A 20,547-nucleotide genomic window follows, 5' to 3' on the forward strand; every position below is an offset into this window, starting at 1 on the left:
TTCCTCGTTAAAGTGGTCTCCGCTACGCGAGCGGACCGCCGAAGATGTCGATGGTGCCTTCTTTGAGGGTGACAATCGCACGCTTGGTGTTCTTGCGGGTACCCCATCCGAATTTGGTGCGCTTGCGCTTACCGGCACGGTTGATGGTGTTGATCGATTCGACCTTGACGGAGAAGATCTTCTCCACGGCCAGCTTGATCTCGGTCTTGTTCGAACGGGGGTCCACCAGGAAGGTGTACTTGCCCTCGTCGATCAGGCCGTAGCTCTTTTCCGACACGACGGGTGCAAGCACGACGTCGCGGGGATCCTTGATGGTGGCTGCACTCACTTGGCATCCTCCTCGTTCTTTGCTGCCTTAGCGGCAACGAATGCGTCGTAGGCAGCCTTGGTGAAGACAACGTCATCAGAGACGAGAACGTCGTAGGTGTTCAGCTGGTCTGCGTACAGAACGTGAACGCCGGCGAGGTTGCGCACGGACAGTGCGGCAACATCGTTATCGCGCTCGATGACGACCAGCAGGTTCTTGCGGTCGGAAACGCCGCGAAGCGTTGCCAGGGCAGTCTTGGAAGACGGCTTGTCTCCAGCAACCAGCTCGGAGACAACGTGGATGCGACCGTTGCGGGCCCGGTCAGACAGTGCGCCGCGCAGTGCAGCAGCAATCATCTTCTTGGGGGTGCGCTGGCTGTAGTCACGCGGGGTGGGACCGTGGACAATGCCACCGCCGGTCATGTGCGGAGCACGGACGGAACCCTGACGGGCGCGGCCGGTACCCTTCTGCTTGAACGGCTTGCGTCCTGCACCGGAAACTTCAGCGCGGGTCTTGGTCTTGTGGGTTCCCTGGCGGGCAGCAGCGAGCTGGGCAACGACAACCTGGTGCAGCAGCGGCACGTTGGTCTGAACGTCGAAGATCTCTGCAGGCAGGTCAACCTGGACAGTGTTAGCCATTGAACTAGGCTCCCTTCACGGCAGTGCGTACGAGTACGACCTGGCCGCGGGCACCGGGAACGGCGCCCTTGATCAGGAGCAGCGACTTCTCGACGTCAACCGCGTGGACCGTGAGGTTCAGCGTGGTGTGACGAACGGCGCCCATGCGGCCGGCCATTTTCATGCCCTTGAAGACGCGGCTCGGGGTGGATGCGCCACCGATTGAACCGGGCTTACGGTGGTTCTTGTGGGCACCGTGGGAAGCGCCAACGCCGTGGAAGCCGTGACGCTTCATAACACCGGCGAAGCCCTTACCCTTGGTGGTGCCGATGACGTCGATCTTCTGACCGGCCTCGAAGAGCTCCACGGAGAGCTCCTGGCCCAGCTCGTACTCAGCAGCATCTGCGGTACGGAGTTCGACGACGTGGCGGCGAGGCGTGACGCCTGCCTTCTCAAAGTGACCAGCCAGCGGCTTGGTGACCTTGCGGGGATCGATCTGGCCGTAGCCGATCTGAACGGCGACGTAGCCATCGGACTCAGCATTGCGCAGCTGGGTGATGACGTTCGAGTCTGCCTGGACCACAGTGACGGGGATGAGCTTGTTGTTCTCGTCCCAGACCTGGGTCATGCCGAGCTTCGTGCCCAGCAGGCCCTTTACGTTACGGGTTGCGGTCATAGTTTCTCAGCACCTCCCTACAGCTTGATTTCGATGTTCACGTCAGCCGGCAGGTCGAGACGCATGAGCGAGTCAACAGCCTTCGGCGTGGGATCGATGATGTCGATAAGACGCTTGTGCGTGCGCATTTCAAAGTGCTCGCGGCTGTCCTTGTACTTGTGCGGAGACCGGATAACGCAGTACACGTTCTTCTCCGTAGGCAGCGGCACGGGGCCAACTACCGTTGCGCCTGCGCGCGTGACCGTCTCAACGATCTTCCGTGCTGAAACGTCAATGACCTCGTGGTCGTATGACTTCAGCCGGATGCGGATTTTTTGTCCCGCCATGTCGCCTGACTCTCTTTCAGTCTGTGCTTCCCCGGTTTAGGGCTGCCCTGTTCACTTACTCGTTGTATGGCTGCCGAAGCATTTGAGGTCGTAACCACCATCCGCCGCACAAGCTGAATCCGGATGAATCCGGGTTCCTCAACCTGCCGGCGCAACCGACCCCCGCGGTCGGGCGTGTCGCGCTGAACACGCATACAAATCCGCAATTCCATTGGGGTGGGTTATGTTTGGTCTTCAGCTTGGACCCTGCACCCGGCATTATCCGGATCGGGACACGAAGAAGCGCTTGAACAACTCATCTAGTATGCCGGAAAACTGCGGCAGATGCGAATTGGCTCCGTATCGATGCTCGTCAGGGCCATTGCCGCGGGCCGGGAGCGGCTGGATGATAGGGGCATGACCCTGGAGAGTACAGAATCGGTGACGGAACTGGCCGGGCGCGTGCCGCCGTCGTTCATCCTCGGCGTCGCGGCAGCGGCATTCCAGATTGAAGGCTCGCTGAAGGCCGGGGGCCGTGGGCCATCGGGGTGGGATGCCTTCGCGGAGAAGCCCGGTGCCATCCTCGACGGCCACTCCCCCGCAGTGGCGTGCGACCACTACAACAGGCTCCCGGAGGATGTCGCGCTGCTGAAGGAACTGGGCGTAGGCTCCTACAGGTTCTCCCTGTCCTGGCCACGCATCCAGCCTGACGGCCGGGGTGCCTTCAATGCCGAAGGCCTGGATTTCTACGACCGTCTCATCGACCAACTGCTCGAAGCAGGCGTCTCACCCATGGCAACGCTCTACCACTGGGACACTCCCCTGCCCCTGGAACACCGCGGCGGCTGGCTGAACCGGGACACGGCGGAGCGGTTCGGTGAGTATGCCAGGGCCGCCGGTGAGCGGTTCGGGGACCGGGTGGCTCAGTGGGTCACCCTCAACGAGCCCGTATCGGTCACCCTGAACGGCTACGCACTGGGGGTGCATGCACCCGGCCGCCGGCTGTTGTTCGATGCCCTTCCCGCCGTCCATCACCAGCTCCTGGCGCATGGGCTCGGCGTGCAGGCGCTGCGGGCTGCTGGAGTGGCCGGCGGAGTAGGCCTGTCCAACCTGCACTCGCCCGTCAGGCCCGCCTCACGAAAAATCGGCGATAGGCTGGTCGCCCACGTCTATGACCTGCTGATGAACAGGATGTACGCGGATCCGGTCCTGCTGGGCCACTACCCGTCGCTGCCGCTGTACGCGAAGCCCTGGCTTCGTTCCATCGGCAGGATTTCCGACGCGGATCTCAAAACCATCCACCAGCCCTTGGATTTCTACGGGCTCAACTACTACTTCCCGGTCAAGGTGGCCGTGGGGCCAGGCATCACCCCCCTGCCTGCGGACATGCACAAGGAGCTTGCCAAGCTGCCCTTCCACGAGGTGGGTTACCCGGAGTACGGCAGTACGGGCTTCGGCTGGCCCGTGGCGCCGGAACACCTGGGCATCCTGCTGCAGGAAATGCGCGACCGTTACGGCGCGGCCCTCCCTCCGGTCTACATCACCGAAGGCGGCGCCAGTTTCCCGGAACCTGACCGCGTTTCGGGGACCCTAGAGGATACCGATCGGGTGGAGTACCTGGCCAGTCATTTGGGTGCGGCGCTTGAAGCCACGGCTCCCGGGGGCCTGGCAGAGGGACTGGACCTGCGTGGCTATTTCGTGTGGACGCTCATGGACAACTTTGAGTGGGCCGCCGGCTACTCGCAGCGTTTTGGCCTGGTGCACGTGGACTTTGAGACGCTGCAGCGGACGCCAAAGAGGTCCTTCTACTGGTACCAGGCCCTGTCCAGCGCAAGGAATGGCCGATCAGACTAACCTGGCCGGCTCTGCGGGTCAGGAGTGCCCGGTGACAGTCAGGAAGATCAAAACGCAGTTCAGCCCCACGATAAGGGTGGCGCTGGTCCAGCCGGCGATCCGGAGGGGCTTGGAATCCACATGGACGCCCATCACCTTGCGGCTTCCGGTAAGCCGGATCAGCGGAATCAGCGCGAACGGGATACCGAAACTCAGGAGGACCTGGCTGAGGACCAGGGCTACCGTGGGTTCTATGCCCGCGCCAAGGACCAGCAACGCCGGGATCAGGGTCACGGTTCGGCGGACCAGCAGCGGAATCCTCATCTTCAGCAGCCCGCCCATGATGGTGGCCCCGGCATAACAGCCCACGGAGGTGGACGCCAGTCCCGAGGCCAGCAGGCCTACAGCGAATACGACGCCGATGACCGGCCCCAGTGCCGACGTGACCGCCGCGTGGGCACCGGCAATGGTGTCAGTGCCCTCCACCCCGCGGAGGCTGGTGGCAGCCAACAGCAGCATGGCGATATTGACGACGCCGGCAAGCAGCAGGGCGCCGGCGACGTCCACGCGGGTGGTCCGGATCAACCGCGTCCTGACGGCAGGATCCTTCGAGAAGCCGTGGCGGTCCCGGGCGAGGGCTGAATGCAGGTATATCGCGTGCGGCATGACGGTTGCACCGAGCATGCTGGCAGCGAGCAGGACTGTATCGGTTCCCTCGAAGCGCGGTACAAGGCCGGCCAGGGCGCCGCCCGCGTCCGGCGGAGCGACGAACAGGCCCGAGACGAACCCCACGGCGATCACGCCGAGCAGGGTCAGGATGGCGAGTTCGAAGGACTTCTGGCTCCGGTGCGATTGAAGTCCCAGCAGCAGCATGGACGCCAATCCAATGATCACTCCGCCCGTGAGCAGCGGAAGGCCGAACAGCAGGTTGAGGGCGACAGCTCCCCCAATGACCTCTGCCATGTCTGTAGCACCGGCAACGATCTCAGCCTGCACCCAATAGGCACGCCGTTGCCCGGTTCCCAAGCGCTTGCCCAGGATCTCCGGCAGGCTCATGCCGGTGGCAAGGCCCAGCTTGGCGGACTGGTACTGGATCAGCACGGCCATGGCATTCGCAACTACCAGCACCCAGACAAGCAGGTAACCGAAGTTTGCCCCGGCCGTCAGGTTCGCCGCCACGTTCCCGGGATCAACGTATGCAATTGCCGCCACGAAGGCCGGGCCGAGCAGCAGGAGGCGCGACCAGCCCTTGGTGGAAGCGGATTCAGCCGCCAATGTTGAAACAGCCATCACGTGTCCTCGTCGTCGGGGCGTCAATAGGACGAGGATACCGCGAATTTAGGTGTACCGAAAAGTAGGACTAAGGCATGCCTTCGAGATTGAGGTGCCCGCGGCATTACTGGTTCTTGTTAGCCCTGTTGATCCGCTTTGCCCGGTCAATTTCGTGCCGGAAGTTCCGCTTGACCCAAAACACCCCGGCCACGACGGCCACCGCGATGATGAGGAAAATAAGCCAGCCCATGATGGTCTCCTTTCAGTGCTGCAACAGTATCAGGGGGCCTTTAACGAAAAAGGACAGCCCCGCTGCTTTTGCAGCGGGGCTGTCCTTCAGTTCAGCAAGTACTACTTGATGATCTTGGTAACGCGTCCCGAACCAACGGTGCGGCCGCCTTCGCGGATTGCGAAGCCGAGGCCCTCTTCCATGGCGATGGGCTGGATGAGCGCAACGGTCATCTCAGTGTTGTCGCCAGGCATAACCATTTCCGTGCCCTCGGGCAGGGTGATAACGCCGGTTACGTCCGTGGTACGGAAGTAGAACTGCGGGCGGTAGTTGGAGTAGAACGGGTTGTGACGTCCGCCTTCGTCCTTGGAGAGGATGTAGACGTTGGCCTCGAAGTCGGTGTGCGGGGTGATGGAACCCGGCTTGACGACAACCTGGCCACGCTCGACATCGTCGCGCTTCAGGCCACGGAGCAGCAGGCCACAGTTCTCGCCGGCCCATGCTTCGTCGAGCTGCTTGTGGAACATCTCGATACCGGTAACCGTGGTCTTCTGGACCGGGCGGATGCCGACGATCTCGACCTCGGAGTTGATGGCGAGGGTTCCACGCTCGGCGCGGCCCGTAACAACGGTGCCACGACCGGTGATGGTGAAGACGTCTTCGATCGGCATCAGGAACGGCTTGTCGCGGTCACGTACGGGGTCCGGAACGGACTCGTCGACAGCAGCCATCAGGTCCTCAACGGACTTGACCCACTCGGGGTCGCCTTCCAGGGCCTTCAGGCCGGAAACGCGAACCACCGGAGCGTTGTCGCCGTCGAAGCCCTGCGAGCTCAGGAGCTCACGAACTTCCATTTCGACGAGGTCGAGGAGTTCCTCGTCATCGACCATGTCAGCCTTGTTCAGCGCGACCAGCAGGTAGGGAACACCAACCTGGCGGGCGAGCAGAACGTGCTCGCGGGTCTGAGCCATCGGGCCGTCGGTAGCGGCAACCACGAGGATTGCGCCGTCCATCTGAGCAGCACCGGTGATCATGTTCTTGATGTAGTCAGCGTGGCCGGGGGCGTCAACGTGTGCGTAGTGACGCTTCTCGGTCTGGTACTCCACGTGGGAGATGTTGATGGTAATACCGCGCTGACGCTCTTCGGGTGCAGAGTCGATCGACGCGAAGTCACGCTTTTCGTTGAGATCCGGGTACTTGTCGTACAGCACCTTGGAAATGGCGGCCGTCAGCGTCGTCTTACCGTGGTCAACGTGACCAATGGTGCCGATGTTGACGTGCGGCTTAGTCCGCTCGAACTTTGCCTTTGCCACAGGTTCCTCCTAGAACGTTTACAAATAGCTTGCCCTCCAGCCGCGCTTGTCGCGGTAGAACTCAGGCAAGTCTACTTGGGGGGCTTTGGATTGGTGAAATCGCAGATTCAGGAACTAATACTAGTCCCCTGAGCCTGTCGGTGCAGGGGGCCGGCCTGGACCGGCCGGCCTCCTGCACCAGGTTCGTCGGCCTTGGAGGCCACCGAACCCGGGGTGTTCGCTTTGAAAGTCCGGAAAGGACTACTCGCCGCGGGACTTCTGGATGATCTCGTCGGCAACTGCCTTCGGGACCTCGGCGTAGCTGTTGAACGTCATGGAGTAGACAGCACGACCCTGGGTCTTGGAGCGCAGGTCGCCGATGTAGCCGAACATGCCGGACAGCGGAACGTGCGCACGGATGACCTTGACGCCCTGTGCATCTTCCATGGACTGCATCTGGCCACGGCGGGAGTTGAGGTCACCGATAACTTCACCCATGTATTCCTCAGGGGTGCGGACCTCGACATCCATCAGTGGTTCGAGCAGAACCGGGTTCGCCTTGCGTGCAGCTTCCTTGAAAGCCATACGGCCGGCGATCTTGAACGCCATTTCCGAGGAGTCAACATCGTGGTACGCGCCGTCAATCAGCGTGGCCTTGATGCCGACAACCGGGTAGCCGGCCAGGACGCCGTCGTTCAATGCGTCCTGGATGCCCGCGTCGACGGACGGGATGTATTCGCGCGGAACGCGGCCACCGGTGACCTTGTTCTCGAACTCGTACAGCTCACCCTCAGCGGTGTCCAGCGGCTCGATGGCGATCTGGATCTTTGCGAACTGGCCCGAACCACCGGTCTGCTTCTTGTGCGTGTAGTCGTGGCGTTCGACGGCGCGCTTGATGGTTTCGCGGTAGGCAACCTGGGGCTTGCCCACGTTTGCCTCGACCTTGAACTCGCGGCGCATGCGGTCCACCAGGATGTCCAGGTGGAGCTCGCCCATGCCGGCGATGATTGTCTGGCCGGTGTCTTCGTTGAGGGACACCTGGAAGGTGGGGTCCTCAGCGGAGAGCTTCTGGATGGCCGTGGAGAGCTTCTCCTGGTCACCCTTGGTGTTGGGCTCGATGGCAACCGAGATCACGGGCTCCGGGAAGCTCATGGACTCGAGCACGATCTGGTTGTTGGCATCACACAGGGTGTCACCCGTGGTGGTGTCCTTCAGACCGATGGCTGCGTAGATGTGGCCTGCGGTAGCGCCCTCAACGGGCATTTCCTTGTTGGCGTGCATCTGGAACAGCTTGCCGATGCGCTCCTTCTTGCCCTTGGTGGAGTTGACCACCTGCGCGCCTGCTTCCACGTGACCGGAGTACACGCGGATGAAGGTGAGCTGACCGAAGAAGGGGTGAGCAGCAATCTTGAATGCCAGGGCCGAGAACGGCTCCTCAGCGGAAGGCTTGCGGGTCAGTTCCTTCTCTTCGTCGCGAGGATCGTGACCGACCATCGGGGGGACGTCGAGCGGGTTCGGCAGGTAGTCCACAACTGCATCGAGCATCGGCTGGACGCCACGGTTCTTGAACGCGGAGCCACAGAAGATCGGGTACAGCTCGGAGTTGATGGTCATCTGGCGGATGCCGGCCTTGAGCTCGTCGATCGAGATCTCTTCGCCCTCAAGGTACTTCTCCATGAGTTCCTCGGAGGACTCTGCAACGGTCTCAACGAGGTTCGCGCGGTACTCTTCAGCCTTTTCCTGGAGGTCAGACGGGATCTCACGGATCTCGTACTTGGCACCCATGGTCACGTCGCCCTTGGCGTCGCCCGGCCAAACCAGGGCACGCATGTAAAGCAGGTCGACGACGCCGATGAAGTCGTTCTCGGCACCGATGGGCAGCTGCATGACCAGCGGCTTGGCACCGAGGCGGCTGATGATGGTGTCTACGGTGAAGTAGAAGTCAGCACCGAGCTTGTCCATCTTGTTGACGAAGCAGATACGCGGGACGTTGTACTTGTCAGCCTGGCGCCATACGGTCTCGGACTGCGGCTCAACGCCTTCCTTGCCGTCGAAGACGGCAACTGCACCGTCGAGGACGCGCAGGGAGCGCTCAACCTCAACCGTGAAGTCCACGTGGCCAGGGGTGTCGATGATGTTGATCTGGTTGTTTTCCCAGAAGCAGGTCACGGCGGCAGACGTGATGGTGATGCCGCGTTCCTTTTCCTGTTCCATCCAGTCGGTGGTCGACGCGCCGTCGTGCGTTTCGCCGATCTTGTGGTTCACACCCGTGTAGAACAGGATGCGCTCGGTTGTGGTGGTCTTGCCGGCATCAATGTGGGCCATGATGCCGATATTGCGGACCTTACTAAGGTCGGTAAGCACGTCCTGTGCCACGGGGTCTCCTTTTGGGATGGACTACGCGTTCGCCGCCGGCTCGGTTGAGCCGGCGGCGTCCGGGGAGTATTACCAGCGGTAGTGTGCGAAGGCCTTGTTGGACTCGGCCATCTTGTGGGTGTCTTCGCGACGCTTCACAGCGGCACCGAGACCGTTGGACGCATCCAGGATTTCGTTCTGGAGACGCTCGGTCATCGTCTTTTCACGGCGGGCCTTGGAGTAGCCAACCAGCCACCGCAGGGCGAGGGCGGTGGAGCGGCCCGGCTTGACCTCAACCGGCACCTGGTAGGTGGCGCCACCGACACGGCGGGAGCGGACCTCGAGGGAAGGCTTGACGTTGTCCATGGCCTTCTTGAGGGCTGCAACGGGGTCGCCGCCCGACTTGGCGCGGGCGCCTTCGAGGGCACCGTAGACGATGCGCTCTGCCGTGGACTTCTTGCCGTCAACGAGCACCTTGTTGATGAGCTGGGTTACCAGCGGGGAACCGTATACCGGATCCGAAACGAGCGGCCGCTTGGGGGCCGGACCCTTGCGAGGCATATTACTTCTTCTCCATCTTTGCGCCGTAGCGGCTGCGGGCCTGCTTACGGTTCTTCACACCCTGGGTATCGAGGGCGCCACGGACGATCTTGTAGCGGACACCCGGAAGGTCCTTCACACGACCACCGCGAACGAGCACAATGGAGTGCTCCTGCAGGTTGTGGCCAACACCGGGGATGTAGGCGGTAACTTCCACGCCGCCGTTGAGGCGCACACGTGCCACCTTACGCAGAGCCGAGTTCGGCTTCTTCGGGGTGGTGGTGTAGACGCGGGTGCAGACACCGCGGCGCATGGGGCTGCCCTTAAGCGCGGGAGCCTTGGTCTTTGAGACCTTAGGCGTGCGGCCCTTGCGGACCAGCTGGTTAATCGTAGGCACTCTCGTGTTCTCCGTTTTATCCGGAGTGGCTGTTTCCGGCCACTCTCCTTTTGCGTTGCCCCGCCGCCCGGGCCCTGAAGGGAATCTCCATGGCGGCGAAGGCGAAGCCTTAATAGTCGGATCGCACACCGGGACGAAACGTACATTCCTGCAGTTCCCTAGGCATGCAAAAATGTGGCATACGTTGCACAAGAACCCTGCAAACCGGAAACGTCGCTCTGGTCCAGCCTTTCAGCTGACACCGGCACTCTCATCCACTGCCACAATAACAATTGGTAACAAGTCTAGCATGGACAGGCTCCATGCCTTAATCGGGGCATCTCCCCCATCGGTTGCTCCGTACCTGTCGTTATGGGCCACCAGAACGACAGGTACGGAGCAATCGATGTTAACGGGAGATGGTCCCCCACCTTGCGGTGCGGGACCATCCCTTCGTCAGGCGTCAACCGTCAGTGGCTACCGGAAGTCGTTGCCCAGGTCGTAGTCATCCAGGGGGATGGCGTGGAACTCGGGAGCTCCATCTCCACCCAGGGTGTCGTACGAGAAGTCACTGAATGCGCTGGGGCCGGTGAACAGGTTGGCCTTTGCTTCTTCAGTGGGCTCGACGGTGACCTCGGTGTAGCGCGGGAGGCCCGTGCCGGCCGGGATCAGCTTACCGATGATGACGTTCTCCTTGAGGCCCAGCAGCGGATCGCTCTTGCCTTCCATGGCCGCCTGCGTCAGGACGCGGGTGGTCTCCTGGAAGGAAGCTGCAGACAGCCAGGACTCGGTGGCCAGCGACGCCTTGGTGATGCCCATCAGTTCAGGACGTCCGGAAGCCGGAGTCTTGCCCTCGGACACAACGCGGCGGTTGGCTTCCTCGAACCGGCTGCGCTCAGCGAGCTCGCCGGGCAGCAGGTCGGATTCGCCGGACTCGATGACCGTGACGCGGCGCAGCATCTGGCGGACGATAACCTCGACGTGCTTGTCGTGGATACCGATGCCCTGGCTGCGGTACACGCCCTGGACCTCGTCCACCAGGAACTTCTGTGCCGCACGCGGACCCATGATGCGCAGGACCTGCTTGGGGTCCACCGGGCCGTTGATCAGCTTCTGGCCCACGGAAACGTGGTCGCCGTCTTCGATCAGCAGCCGTGAACGGCGCAGCACCGGGTAGGCGATCTCTTCCGAGCCGTCATCCGGGGTGATGACCAGGCGCATCTGGCGCTCGGACTCTTCGATGGTGATGCGGCCGGCTGCTTCAGCAATCGGTGCAACACCCTTCGGAGTGCGGGCTTCGAAGAGCTCCTGGATACGGGGCAGACCCTGGGTGATGTCGTCGCCACCACCGGCGGAAACAGCACCACCGGTGTGGAACGTACGCATGGTCAGCTGGGTACCGGGCTCACCGATGGACTGTGCGGCGATGATGCCCACGGCCTCGCCGATGTCCACGGTCTTGCCGGTGGCCAGCGAGCGGCCGTAGCACAGGGCGCAGGTGCCGACGCTGGACTCACAGGTGAGTACGGAGCGGACCTTGACCTCGGTGATGCCTGCCTTGAAGAGCTCGGCGATAACCACGTCGCCGCAGTCGGTGCCGGCGGCTGCGAGGACGTTGCCCTCGGAGTCCACGACGTCGACAGCCAGCGTACGTGCGTAAGCGCTGTTCTCGACGTTCTCGTCCAGGACCAGCTCACCGTTGGCGTCGGCGACGGCGATGGGCGTGACCAGGCCGCGCTCGGTGCCGCAGTCCTCTTCACGGACGATGACGTCCTGCGAGACGTCCACCAGACGACGGGTCAGGTAACCCGAGTTGGCGGTACGCAGAGCGGTATCGGCCAGGCCCTTACGGGCACCGTGCGTGGCGATGAAGTATTCCAGCACCGACAGGCCCTCACGGTAGGAGGACTTGATGGGGCGCGGGATGATCTCACCCTTCGGGTTGGCCACCAGGCCACGGATACCCGCAATCTGGCGGACCTGCATCCAGTTACCACGTGCACCGGAGGACACCATGCGGTTGATGGTGTTCATCGGGGACAGGCTCTCACGCATCACCGAGGCGATATCGTTGGTGGCCTTGTTCCAGATCTCGATGAGTTCCTGGCGGCGCTCGTCGTCGTCGATCAGGCCCTTGTCGTACTGGCCCTGGATCTTGGCGGCGCGCTCTTCGTACCCGGCAAGGATTTCCGGCTTGGCAGCCGGAACCTCGATGTCCGAGATGGCGACGGTGACGCCTGAACGGGTGGCCCAGTAGAAACCGGCATCCTTGAGGTTGTCCAGCGTTGCAGCGGTGACAACCTTCGGGTAGCGCTCGGCGAGGTCGTTGACGATGCGGGACAGTTCGCCCTTGTCGGCAACAGCCTCAACCCACGGATAGTCCTCGGGCAGGGTCTCGTTGAAGAGGACCTGGCCCAGGGAGGTTTCAACCAGTGCGGGCTGGCCCTGCTCCCAGCCTTCGGGAGCTTCCCAGCCGGCGTACGGGACGAAGCCTTCGAGGCGGATCTTGACCTGCGAGTTCAGGTGCAGCTCGCGGGCATCGAAGGCCATGATGGCTTCTGAAACCGAACCGAAGATGCGGCCTTCGCCGGCCGACCCCTTGCGCTTGGTGGTCAAGTGGTACAGGCCGATGATCATATCCTGCGAAGGCAGGGTGACCGGGCGTCCGTCAGAGGGCTTCAGGATGTTGTTCGAGGACAGCATCAGGATGCGGGCCTCAGCCTGCGCCTCGGGGCTCAGCGGCAGGTGGACTGCCATCTGGTCGCCGTCGAAGTCGGCGTTGAATGCGCCACAAACCAGCGGGTGCAGCTGGATTGCCTTGCCTTCAACAAGCTGCGGCTCGAACGCCTGGATGCCCAGGCGGTGCAGGGTAGGTGCACGGTTGAGCAGCACCGGGTGTTCGGTGATGATCTCTTCGAGCACGTCCCAGACCTGCGGGCGGTAGCGCTCCACCATCCGCTTGGCCGACTTGATGTTCTGGGCGTGGTTGAGGTCAACCAGGCGCTTCATCACGAACGGCTTGAAGAGCTCCAGTGCCATCTGCTTGGGCAGGCCGCACTGGTGCAGCTTCAGCTGCGGGCCGACGACGATGACCGAACGGCCGGAGTAGTCGACGCGCTTGCCGAGGAGGTTCTGGCGGAAACGGCCCTGCTTGCCCTTGAGCATGTCGCTCAGGGACTTCAGCGGACGGTTGCCCGGTCCGGTGACCGGACGGCCGCGGCGGCCGTTGTCGAAGAGGCTGTCAACAGCTTCCTGAAGCATGCGCTTCTCGTTGTTGACGATGATCTCCGGAGCACCCAGGTCAAGCAGGCGCTTGAGGCGGTTGTTGCGGTTGATCACGCGGCGGTACAGGTCGTTAAGGTCGGAGGTCGCGAAGCGGCCACCGTCCAGCTGGACCATGGGGCGCAGTTCCGGCGGGATCACCGGGACGGCGTCGAGGACCATGCCGAGCGGGCTGTTGTTGGTGGTCAGGAACGCGTTGACCACCTTCAGGCGCTTGAGGGCACGGGTCTTGCGCTGGCCCTTGCCGTTGGCAATGACGTCGCGCAGGGACTCGGACTCGGCCTGCATGTCGAAGTTCTCAAGGCGCTTCTTGATGGCTTCGGCACCCATGGAGCCTTCGAAGTACATGCCGTAGCGGTCGCGCAGTTCGCGGTACAGGCCTTCGTCACCTTCGAGGTCGGCGACCTTCAGGTTCTTGAAGCGGTCCCAGACCTGCTCGAGGCGCTCGATGTCGGCGTCGGCACGCTTGCGCACGTTGGCCATCTGGCGGTCGGCGGAGTCGCGGGCCTTCTTCTTGTCGGCAGCCTTGGCGCCTTCGCCCTCGAGGCGTGCGATTTCGCCTTCGAGGTCGCGGGCGATCGCGGCGATGTCGGCGTCGCGGTTGTCGATCAGCTGCTTCTTCTCGATGTCGTGCTCAACCTGCAGGTTGGGCAGTTCCTCGTGGCGGGCAGCCTCGTCGACGCTGGTGATCATGTAGGCAGCGAAGTAGATGACCTTTTCGAGGTCCTTCGGAGCCAGGTCAAGGAGGTAGCCCAGGCGGGACGGAACACCCTTGAAGTACCAGATGTGCGTAACCGGTGCGGCCAGTTCGATGTGGCCCATGCGCTCACGGCGGACCTTGGCACGGGTGACTTCGACGCCACAACGCTCACAGATGATGCCCTTGAAGCGCACGCGCTTGTACTTGCCGCAGTAGCATTCCCAGTCGCGGGACGGGCCGAAGATCTTCTCGCAGAAGAGGCCGTCCTTCTCGGGCTTGAGCGTGCGGTAGTTGATGGTTTCCGGCTTCTTAACCTCGCCGTACGACCAGCCGCGGATGTCTTCCGCGGTGGCGAGGCCGATCTGCATGAGGCCGAAGGAGGATTCGCTGGACATATGGTCCCTGTTCTCTCTTGTTCTCTAAATTCTGAAGTCTTAGGTGCGGGATGAGGGAGGGCGGCGTACGACGGCGGGTTCCCACCCGCCGTCGTACGGGCGCCTTCTAGACCTCTTCTACGGAGCTGGGCTCTGCGCGAGACAGATCGATGCCCAGTTCCTCCGCAGCCGTGAAGACTGCGTCATCAGAGTCACGCATTTCAATTGTGGTTCCGTCCGTGGAAAGAACTTCCACGTTCAGGCACAGCGACTGCATTTCCTTGATCAAGACCTTGAAGGATTCGGGAACGCCCGGCTCGGGGATGTTCTCGCCCTTGACGATCGCTTCGTAGACCTTCACACGACCGTGGATATCATCCGACTTGATCGTGAGGAGTTCCTGGAGCGTGTAGGCGGCGCCATAAGCTTCAAGCGCCCACACTTCCATTTCACCGAAGCGCTGGCCACCGAACTGTGCCTTACCACCCAGCGGCTGCTGCGTGATCATGGAGTACGGGCCGGTGGAGCGTGCGTGGATCTTGTCATCCACCAGGTGGTGGAGCTTCAGGATGTACATGTAGCCGACCGAGATCGGATCCGGGAACGGCTCGCCGGAGCGGCCGTCAAACAGGCGGGTCTTGCCCGAGGAGTTGATCAGGCGGTCACCATCGCGGGTCATGTTGGTGGAATCCAGCAGGCCCGTGATTTCCTCTTCGCGGGCACCGTCGAACACCGGCGTTGCAACAGTGGTGGGACCACTCTCGCGCGGCAGGTTGGGCAGCTGCTTGACCCATTCCGGCTCGCCTTCGATCTTCCAACCGGTCTTGGCAACCCAGCCCAGGTGCGTTTCGAGCACCTGGCCCACGTTCATACGGCCCGGAACACCCAGCGGGTTCAGGACGATGTCGACGGGGGTACCGTCGGCCAGGAAGGGCATGTCCTCGATCGGGAGGATCTTGGAGATAACACCCTTGTTGCCGTGGCGGCCGGCGAGCTTGTCGCCGTCGGTGATCTTGCGCTTGGCAGCCACGTAGACGCGGACCAGCTGGTTGACGCCCGGGGGCAGTTCGTCGTCGTTGTCGCGGTCGAAGACGCGCACGCCGATGACGGTGCCGGACTCGCCGTGGGGCACCTTCAGGGAGGTGTCACGCACTTCGCGTGACTTCTCGCCGAAGATGGCGCGCAGGAGGCGCTCCTCCGGGGTCAGTTCGGTTTCACCCTTCGGGGTGACCTTTCCGACCAGGATGTCCCCTGCTTCAACCTCGGCACCGATGTGGATGATGCCGCGCTCGTCCAGCCCTGCGAGGACTTCCTCGGACACGTTGGGGATGTCACGGGTGATTTCCTCGGCACCAAGCTTGGTGTCGCGGGCATCGATCTCGTGCTCCTCGATGTGGATGGAGGAAAGGACGTCCTCGGCAACGATGCGCTGCGAGAGGATGATGGCGTCCTCGAAGTTGTGGCCTTCCCATGACATGAATGCCACGAGCAGGTTCTTGCCGAGTGCCAGTTCACCCTGGTCCGTTGCCGGGCCGTCGGCGATGATGCCGCCAACTTCCAGGCGCTGGCCTTCGTTCACCAGTACGCGGTGGTTGTAGCAGTTGCCCTGGTTGGAGCGGGCGAACTTGTTGATGCGGTAGTTGGTCTCGGTGCCGTCGTCGTTGAGCATGATGACGAGCTCGGCGGAAACCTCGGTGACCACACCGGCCTTCTTGGCAATGACAACGTCACCGGCGTCGACTGCGGCGGCGCGCTCCATGCCGGTGCCCACGACGGGGGCCTCGGAACGGACCAGCGGCACAGCCTGGCGCTGCATGTTGGCACCCATGAGTGCGCGGTTGGCGTCGTCGTGCTCAAGGAACGGGATCAGGGCGGTTGCCACGGACACCATCTGGCGCGGGGAAACGTCCATGAACTCAACGTCCTCGGCCGGAACCAGGACGGGCTCGCCTCCACCACCACGGGCACGCACGAGGACAGTGTCCTCGGCGAACTTGTTGTTCTCGTCCAGCGGCGCGTTGGCCTGGGCGATCAGCACCTCGGCTTCGTCGTCGGCCGTCAGGTACTGGACGTCGTCGGACACGACGCCGTCCTTGACCAGACGGTACGGGGTCTCGATGAAGCCGAACGGGTTGATGCGTCCGTAGGAAGCCAGCGAACCGATCAGGCCAATGTTGGGGCCTTCAGGGGTTTCGATGGGGCACATGCGTCCGTAGTGGGACGGGTGCACGTCACGGACTTCCATGCCGGCGCGGTCACGGGACAGACCACCGGGGCCAAGGGCCGACAGGCGGCGCTTGTGGGTCAGGCCCGAGAGCGGGTTGTTCTGGTCCATGAACTGCGACAGCTGGGAGGTTCCGAAGAACTCCTTGATGGCCGCAACCACGGGGCGGATGTTGATCAGGGTCTGCGGCGTGATGGCCTCGACGTCCTGGGTGGTCATACGCTCGCGGACAACGCGCTCCATGCGGGACAGGCCTGTGCGGACCTGGTTCTCGATGAGCTCGCCGACGGCGCGGATGCGGCGGTTGCCGAAGTGGTCGATGTCGTCGATTTCGACGCGCAGGTCCACTTCCTGGCCATCGCGGGTGCCCTTGATGGTCTTCTCGCCGGCGTGCAGCGCAACGAGGAACTTGATCATGGCAACGATGTCTTCAACGTGCAGGACAGAAGCTTCCTTGTCACCAAGGGAGCGGTCGATGCCCAGCTTGCGGTTGATCTTGTAGCGGCCAACCTTGGCCAGATCGTAGCGCTTGGAGTTGAAGTACAGGTTGTCCAGCAGGGACTGGGCAGCCTCAACGGTGGGCGGCTCGCCCGGACGCAGCTTGCGGTAGATGTCCAGGAGGGCGTCTTCGCGGGTTTCGGTGGCGTCCTTCTCCAGGGTTGCCCGCATCGAGTCGTACTGGCCGAACTCTTCGAGGATCTGGCCTTCGGTCCAGCCAAGGGCCTTCAGCAGGACGGTGACGGACTGCTTGCGCTTACGGTCAAGGCGGACCCCGACCTGGTCGCGCTTGTCGATTTCGAGCTCGAACCACGCACCACGGGACGGGATGATCTTCGCGGTGAAGATGTCCTTGTCACTGGTCTTGTCAGCGGCGCGCTCGAAGTAGGCGCCCGGTGAACGAACCAGCTGGGAAACGACGACACGCTCGGTGCCGTTGACGACGAAGGTGCCCTTCTCGGTCATCAGCGGGAAGTCACCCATGAACACGGTCTGCTGCTTGATTTCGCCCGTGTTGTTGTTCATGAACTCGGCCTTGACGTACAGCGGAGCCGAGTACGTGGCGTCCCGGTCCTTGCACTCAGCCATGGTGTACTTGGGGTCAGCGAACTCCGGATCGGAGAAGCTCAGGGACATGGTGCCCTGGAAATCCTCGATCGGGGAGATCTCTTCGAAGATGTCCGACAGGCCGGACGTGGTGGCGACGCTGAGATCGTTTTCTTCGACAGCCTTTGCCACGCGTGCCTGCCAGCGCTCATTGCCGACCAGCCAGTCAAAGCTGTCCGTCTGCAGGGCAAGCAGATTCGGAACGTCAAGAGGTTCGTGAATCTTTGCGAATGAGAGCCGGCGAGTGGCACCATCAGTGCTGTCGGCAGTGTTAGCGGTTTCGTTATTAGAGGTGCTCGAGGCGACCAAGAGGGATCCTTCCACAGACCTTCAGGCGTTTTCAGATCTCCCCCGCTGTGCACCCTGCGAAGTGACTTCGCAGCGCTACCATCCGGTTCCGCTATATGACCCGGGACCCGAACTGGCTATGATGTGACCGTTGTTACGGCACGCTGATTGCCAGCTGTCGGGCGAAGCCCACCGCTATATGAAGGCTGAAGGTAAACAGGGAAGACGCAAATATCTACGATACGGCAAAACAACCTTCGTGTCTACCCCACATCCGGTCGGATTGCAAGCACCGGATATCCGTCCCCCAGCAGCCGCTTCCTGGGCTTCCCCTGTCAGAGCCGGAGGGTTACGCCCGCTGCAGTGCACGCCGCGGAGTTGGCGAAGACGGCATCCCTGACTGCGTCCTGGGATTCCTGCGCCGGCTTGCCGCCGGTCTCCGCTGCCGAGGACCGGTCCATGGCCAGCAGGCTTAGGGAGCTGAAAAGCCCCCTAAGGTCGCCGGACACGGTGTCCTTCGCGTCCAGCGCCTTCAGGTACACGTCCTCGTAGCCATTGGAGTCGGTGGGCGGTACGGCGCCGTAGTCCGCCACCAGCTTGTTGAAGAGTTCGCAGGCTTCCCGGGTTCCGGCAGCGTTGGGGCCTTGGCCCACCCCGCCCGTAGCTGTGCCACCGGCTGCCGGGCTGCTGCTTTCCGTTTCCCGGGCCGGGGCCGAAGGGGAAGTGGCGGACGGGGCGGATTCTGCCGGTGCCGGCGTGGACACAGAGCAGCCTGCCAGCGCGCAGCCGGTCAATACCGCGATCACTGCCGCCGTCACTGTCTTCATCACGATTCCCATTCCGTCCGTCCCGCGTGCCGGCCCAGTCCCCCGCAAAGAGTTTCCGCTGCAAAGAACGCCCCTCAAAGCCTCGCCGTCCACCCTACGCAACCGGCCGCCGTCGTGCACAATGCCCGGATGGGGACCCCTCCCCTGCCAGGAATGCACATAGGCGTTCCAGCGTTTGCATAGTTGGGTGACCAGGCTCACGATAGCCTTGGTGGCCTACACCGGAACCGGATTGAAAGTGGTAACCATGGTCAACTCTCCCGACAGCAACGACGTTGTCATCCTCGGGGCGGCACGGACTCCGCAGGGCCGGATCAACGGCCAACTCTCCAGCCTTACGGCAGTGGACCTCGGTGCCCACGCCATCAAGGCCGCGCTGGAAGGCAGCGGTGTGGAGGCCGCCGACGTGGAGGCGGTCATCATGGGGCAGGTGCTGCAGGCGGGCGCCGGACAGAACCCGGCACGGCAGAGCGCCATCGGCGCCGGCATCGGATGGAATGTCCCCGCGGTAACGGTCAACAAGGTGTGCCTTTCCGGTCTGACAGCGGTGATCGACGCAGCCCGGGTGATCCGCGCCGGCGAGGCTGCGGTGGTGGTGGCAGGCGGGCAGGAGTCGATGAGCCGGGCCCCGCACCTGCTTCCCGGATCACGCCAGGGGTGGACGTACGGATCCATCCAGGCGCTGGACGCTGCCGCGCACGACGGCCTGACCGACGCCTTTGACGGACAGTCCATGGGCCTGTCCACCGAGACGCGCAACCTCACGCTGGGCATCGACCGAACCTCGCAGGACAACGTGGCCGCCCAGTCGCACCAGCGTGCGGCGCTTGCGGCCAAGAACGGAACGTTCGACGGCGAGATCGCACCTGTCAGCGTCAAGCAGCGCAAGGGCGACCCGCTGGTGGTGGATACTGACGAGGGCGTCCGTCCGAATACGTCGGTGGAGTCGCTGGCCGGCCTGCGGGCGGCCTTCGTCACCGATGGCACCATTACGGCGGGCAACTCCTCTCCCCTGTCCGACGGGGCCGCCGCCCTGGTGCTCGCTTCGCGCGGCTACGCCGAAGAGCACGGGCTGGAATACCTGGCGGTGGTGGGAAAGCCGGGCCAAGTTGCCGGTCCTGACAACTCCCTGCACTCACAGCCCTCGAATGCCATTCTGAATGCCCTTGGCAAGGCCGGCTGGAACACCTCCGACCTCGACTTCATCGAGATCAACGAGGCGTTCGGCTCCGTCGCGGTGCAGTCCCTCAAGGACCTGGACTACCCCTTGGAAAAGTGCAACATCCACGGCGGCGCCATCGCACTGGGGCACCCGATTGGCGCCTCCGGAGCCCGCCTGGCCGCCCACGCCGCCCATGAGCTGAAGCGGCGCGGAACCGGCAAGGCTGCCGTATCCCTCTGCGGCGGGGGCGGGCAGGGCGAGGCCCTCCTGCTCTACCGCGACTGATGGCGGGCGCATCCGGAAACGGAACGGACGGCGTCGGGCAGGAACGCTTCCTGGCCGACGCCGAGGCCCGGGGCCTGCAGGTCGAGGTAGTGGAGCGGCCCGCAGCGAGGAGCCTCGAAGAGGCCGCGGACATCCTGGGCATCAGCCCGGCGGACATCGTCAAGTCGCTCGTGGTCAAGCGCAAGGACGGGACCTTCCTGTTCGCCCTGATCCCGGGCGACCGGCAAATCTCCTGGCCCAAGCTGCGCACACTCGTGGGCGTCAACAAGCTGTCCCTGCCGCCTGCCGAAACCGCGCTGGAAGCGACCGGTTACGAGCGGGGCACCATCACGCCCCTGGGCAGTACCACGGCATGGCCTGTCTACGCTGATGCCACCATTACCGGCCGCCGTATCTCCATGGGGGCCGGTGCCCACGGCTACAGCGCCTTTGTTGACGCCGATGCACTCACTGCAGCGCTCGGCGCGGTCGTGGCTGACATCAGTGAGCCCGGCTAGGT

Annotated in this window: 16 protein-coding genes; 3 read left to right on the plus strand and 13 right to left on the minus strand. The window is 63.1% G+C overall.

Annotated elements, in window-relative coordinates:
• Positions 1-22: 22 nt before the first annotated feature.
• The 4 genes from rplW to rpsJ are packed head-to-tail and all read right to left on the minus strand — an operon-like array spanning position 23 to position 1,926.
• A complete protein-coding gene (gene rplW / locus ACETK3_RS03920) occupies positions 23-328 on the minus strand; it encodes a 50S ribosomal protein L23 (protein ID WP_011692807.1) in 306 nt (101 codons plus the stop codon).
• Positions 325-945, minus strand: coding sequence for a 50S ribosomal protein L4 (gene rplD, locus ACETK3_RS03925; RefSeq protein WP_141942676.1), 621 nt, complete (start codon positions 943-945; stop codon positions 325-327). The genes rplW and rplD overlap by 4 nt, the downstream gene beginning before the upstream one ends.
• Positions 946-949: 4 nt before the next feature.
• Positions 950-1,600 carry a 50S ribosomal protein L3 gene (rplC, locus tag ACETK3_RS03930; protein ID WP_236799111.1) on the minus strand — a complete coding sequence of 217 codons (651 nt, stop codon included), beginning with the start codon at positions 1,598-1,600 and terminating at the stop codon, positions 950-952.
• A 17-nt stretch (positions 1,601-1,617) separates the two neighbouring features.
• Positions 1,618-1,926, minus strand: a complete 309-nt coding sequence (rpsJ, locus tag ACETK3_RS03935) for a 30S ribosomal protein S10 (protein WP_003803825.1) — start codon at positions 1,924-1,926, stop codon at positions 1,618-1,620.
• A gap of 396 nt (positions 1,927-2,322) precedes the next feature.
• Here rpsJ and ACETK3_RS03940 point away from each other — a divergent pair, with 396 nt between their 5' ends.
• A complete protein-coding gene (locus tag ACETK3_RS03940) occupies positions 2,323-3,759 on the plus strand; it encodes a GH1 family beta-glucosidase (protein ID WP_373992630.1) in 1,437 nt (478 codons plus the stop codon).
• Between the two features lie 18 nt (positions 3,760-3,777).
• Here the strand turns inward: ACETK3_RS03940 and ACETK3_RS03945 are convergent, their stop codons facing one another.
• The 9 genes from ACETK3_RS03945 to ACETK3_RS03985 form a co-directional block, all read right to left on the minus strand.
• Positions 3,778-5,028 carry an Nramp family divalent metal transporter gene (locus tag ACETK3_RS03945; RefSeq protein WP_373992559.1) on the minus strand — a complete coding sequence of 417 codons (1,251 nt, stop codon included), beginning with the start codon at positions 5,026-5,028 and terminating at the stop codon, positions 3,778-3,780.
• Positions 5,029-5,134: 106 nt separating this feature from the next.
• On the minus strand, positions 5,135-5,260 hold the full coding sequence (locus ACETK3_RS03950) for a hypothetical protein (RefSeq protein ID WP_256371453.1): 126 nt from the start codon (positions 5,258-5,260) through the stop codon (positions 5,135-5,137).
• A gap of 101 nt (positions 5,261-5,361) precedes the next feature.
• Positions 5,362-6,552 carry an elongation factor Tu gene (tuf, locus tag ACETK3_RS03955; protein ID WP_141159762.1) on the minus strand — a complete coding sequence of 397 codons (1,191 nt, stop codon included), beginning with the start codon at positions 6,550-6,552 and terminating at the stop codon, positions 5,362-5,364.
• Between the two features lie 240 nt (positions 6,553-6,792).
• Positions 6,793-8,907: an elongation factor G gene (gene fusA / locus ACETK3_RS03960; RefSeq protein WP_373992560.1), complete on the minus strand. Its 2,115-nt coding sequence runs from the start codon at positions 8,905-8,907 to the stop codon at positions 6,793-6,795.
• 69 nt (positions 8,908-8,976) lie between these two features.
• On the minus strand, positions 8,977-9,447 hold the full coding sequence (rpsG, locus tag ACETK3_RS03965; protein WP_003803829.1) for a 30S ribosomal protein S7: 471 nt from the start codon (positions 9,445-9,447) through the stop codon (positions 8,977-8,979).
• Position 9,448: 1 nt separating this feature from the next.
• Entirely contained in the window at positions 9,449-9,823 is a 375-nt protein-coding gene (gene rpsL / locus ACETK3_RS03970; RefSeq protein WP_009358312.1) for a 30S ribosomal protein S12, read from the minus strand.
• A gap of 456 nt (positions 9,824-10,279) precedes the next feature.
• On the minus strand, positions 10,280-14,179 hold the full coding sequence (locus ACETK3_RS03975) for a DNA-directed RNA polymerase subunit beta' (protein WP_236820179.1): 3,900 nt from the start codon (positions 14,177-14,179) through the stop codon (positions 10,280-10,282).
• A gap of 106 nt (positions 14,180-14,285) precedes the next feature.
• Positions 14,286-17,795, minus strand: a complete 3,510-nt coding sequence (rpoB, locus tag ACETK3_RS03980) for a DNA-directed RNA polymerase subunit beta (RefSeq protein ID WP_373992561.1) — start codon at positions 17,793-17,795, stop codon at positions 14,286-14,288.
• Positions 17,796-18,109: 314 nt separating this feature from the next.
• A complete protein-coding gene (locus ACETK3_RS03985) occupies positions 18,110-18,601 on the minus strand; it encodes a hypothetical protein (protein WP_373992562.1) in 492 nt (163 codons plus the stop codon).
• A gap of 247 nt (positions 18,602-18,848) precedes the next feature.
• Here ACETK3_RS03985 and ACETK3_RS03990 point away from each other — a divergent pair, with 247 nt between their 5' ends.
• Positions 18,849-20,048, plus strand: a complete 1,200-nt coding sequence (locus ACETK3_RS03990) for an acetyl-CoA C-acetyltransferase (protein WP_373992563.1) — start codon at positions 18,849-18,851, stop codon at positions 20,046-20,048.
• Positions 20,048-20,545 carry an aminoacyl-tRNA deacylase gene (locus tag ACETK3_RS03995; protein WP_236799118.1) on the plus strand — a complete coding sequence of 166 codons (498 nt, stop codon included), beginning with the start codon at positions 20,048-20,050 and terminating at the stop codon, positions 20,543-20,545. Before ACETK3_RS03990 ends, ACETK3_RS03995 begins: the two co-directional genes overlap by 1 nt.
• The last annotated feature ends 2 nt before the right edge of the window (positions 20,546-20,547 follow it).

Source organism: Arthrobacter sp. E44 (assembly GCF_041877125.1).
In the GTDB taxonomy this organism is placed as follows: domain Bacteria; phylum Actinomycetota; class Actinomycetes; order Actinomycetales; family Micrococcaceae; genus Arthrobacter.